The 2,198-nt window shown below is 43.7% G+C and carries 2 protein-coding genes and 2 pseudogenes; 3 read left to right on the top strand and 1 reads right to left on the bottom strand.

The annotated features are described in order from the left end of the window. The 3 genes and pseudogenes from H6F80_RS27500 to H6F80_RS27515 all read left to right on the top strand — a co-directional run. Window positions 1-161 (top strand): annotated as a pseudogene (locus H6F80_RS27500) (IS256 family transposase); the annotation flags it as partial. Between the two features lie 225 nt (window positions 162-386). Next, window positions 387-856: pseudogene (locus H6F80_RS30135) on the top strand (IS6 family transposase); the annotation flags it as partial. Window positions 857-958: 102 nt separating this feature from the next. Then, window positions 959-1,111 carry a hypothetical protein gene (locus tag H6F80_RS27515; protein ID WP_190794709.1) on the top strand — a complete coding sequence of 51 codons (153 nt, stop codon included), beginning with the start codon at window positions 959-961 and terminating at the stop codon, window positions 1,109-1,111. A 426-nt stretch (window positions 1,112-1,537) separates the two neighbouring features. On the opposite strand, the gene H6F80_RS27520 is transcribed toward H6F80_RS27515, so the two are convergent. After that, window positions 1,538-2,198: cupin domain-containing protein (locus H6F80_RS27520; protein WP_190794710.1), on the bottom strand; the 661-nt coding region annotated here is incomplete at its 5' end.

Consider the following 2,198-nt stretch of genomic DNA (forward strand, 5'->3'; position numbering starts at 1 on the left):
TTCTATCGCTGGTATTCAAACTGGTGCAGAGTGCTCAGAAACGATGGTTACGCATTCGCGGATTCAGACGATTAGGGGAGGTGATTGAGGGCGTGAAATTCAAAGATGGCATTCGAGTGGATCAACCCGTGAATTCAGAACTCAGTCAGGACGCTGCTTAATTCTTCTTCATACACCAGACTTGCAAATATCTCCTAAACGGGATAGTGAGATTCACTCACCAATGTCTTAACCACAACCATCCAGAACCAGGCTTATATACGGGCGCTCACGCACCAGTGTTTAATCGGTCTCAACTGCTAGGGCATTATTCCAACTGTAGAGCATATACTCAGTGCCGGACTTTGTGTTTCTTCCATCCCAAACAAACAATTTCTTGTTTGTAAAAGGCTTATATCAAAGTTAGGGAAGTGTGGAAGTATCTCTATCGCGCTGTCGATTCGGAAGGCAACACCTTCGACTTCATGCTCAGCGCCAAGCGAGATGCGAAAGCTGCCGCCCGATTCTTTCGTAAAATGTTGAAGGGACAGCACACTCAAGCGCCGCGAGTGATTACCGTAGACAAGAATGCTGCTTACCCAGGGGCAATCGAGGCTCTTCAAGAAGATGAATTGAAAAAGAGACTGAATTAAGGCAGAGCAAATATTTGAATCATGTGATTGAGCAAGATCACCGGAACATTAAGCGAATTGTAAAACCGATGATGGGGTTCAAGTCATTCAACACGGCAAGAAGAACGTTGAGCGGGATTGAAGCGATGAATATGATTCGGAAAGGACAAGTCAAAGAGGTAGAACGAGGAAATGTGACTGCTCAAGCAGCATTCGTGTGTCAAGTTTTTGGAGTCGTGGCATAATCTCGTTCTCCGTAGGGGAATCATTTGTCCTTAAGGATTATTTGCGACACAACCCTGCAGGCAGCCTGAGCCAGGGGCAGGAAAGGTGGACGACGTCAAAAGTTGACAGCACAGCAGATTGAAATTGGGCAATCGCTAGCAGCAGACCCGAAGCGATCGGTCACATCAATTTGTGAATACCTTGGAATTAGTCGTCCGACTTACTACCGCTACATCAGTCCCGAATTAAGCAACATTGCCGAAAATAGTACTTGAGCGATCGGGTGTAGTATGCCTCAGACGCTTATTCCACAAAGGTTAGAAGCTAGATACACTTCTGAATTTAGTCATTTTCGGCAAAGCTCTGTTTCATCTTTTACATAGAGATGAAAGCTTTACCATGCGAATTTGGGCGTTGCTGGATTGGAGTATGATTAGCCCCCCATTTTTGGAGGGAACTGATCCTTAAAGTCCCCCAGCAGTGGGGGAGTTAGGGGGCGATGCAAGGTCTCAAGTTGTGTCTTCATACTTCGATTCAGCAACGCCCGAATTTGCATCTTCTCTGATGACTTCATGGTAGTTCTGATAGAGGTATAGCTTAACAGAGAAGATCAGCCGTCCACCTTGCTAAGCTCAATTGCACATCTATGTCCATTATCGATCTTGCCGTAAAGCACTTGGAATTGAGCTGTATTGCCCCTACTAACGATGTATGGAAGCCCACCCACCTTCACTAGGAAGAATAAAGTCAAAACACCCTTCTGCTTGATTCCAAATAAACATTTCGGCATCGTTTGTAGAACGCCAATTATCATCCTCAGGAGGCAATCCAAATCGATAGTGAAGCGTTACTAAATCCTCATTTGATAGATTTGCAATCTGATGTCCTTGACAGCTATTAATCATTACAATATCTCCTGATACAAAGGTCTGAGAGGGTCCTTCATATCGTTTTCTATCACTTTCCCTACAGGCCTCAAAGGGAACGTATCCATCAAATTCATCGGGTGAAATCAACCAGTGTGTCATTTTGCCGTAAACCACTCGAATTGCGTCTAGCGCAAAGCCGTGATGATGCATCCGGCTTTCTTGGCCCGGCTTCCAGCTAATTACATACACTGTCAAAGACCAAGTTCTAAAAATAAGTTTTCTGTTAAAGTTTCTATCGCTGAATTCAATGTAACGTTGAATGAAAGCATCAGTTAAGCGTATATCCTTAACCAAACTGTACAGAAGGTTAATATCCACTCTTTGAGGAGGAATAGCTTCTATTTTTCTAACAAGGTTGCTGAGTATAAAACTATTAACAATAGTTTCACAGTTAATAATGCGATCACCCCTAGATTGGCATTTATTAATAATG

Origin of the sequence: Leptolyngbya sp. FACHB-711 (assembly GCF_014695615.1) — a bacterium.
GTDB lineage: Bacteria > Cyanobacteriota > Cyanobacteriia > Elainellales > Elainellaceae > Leptolyngbya_A.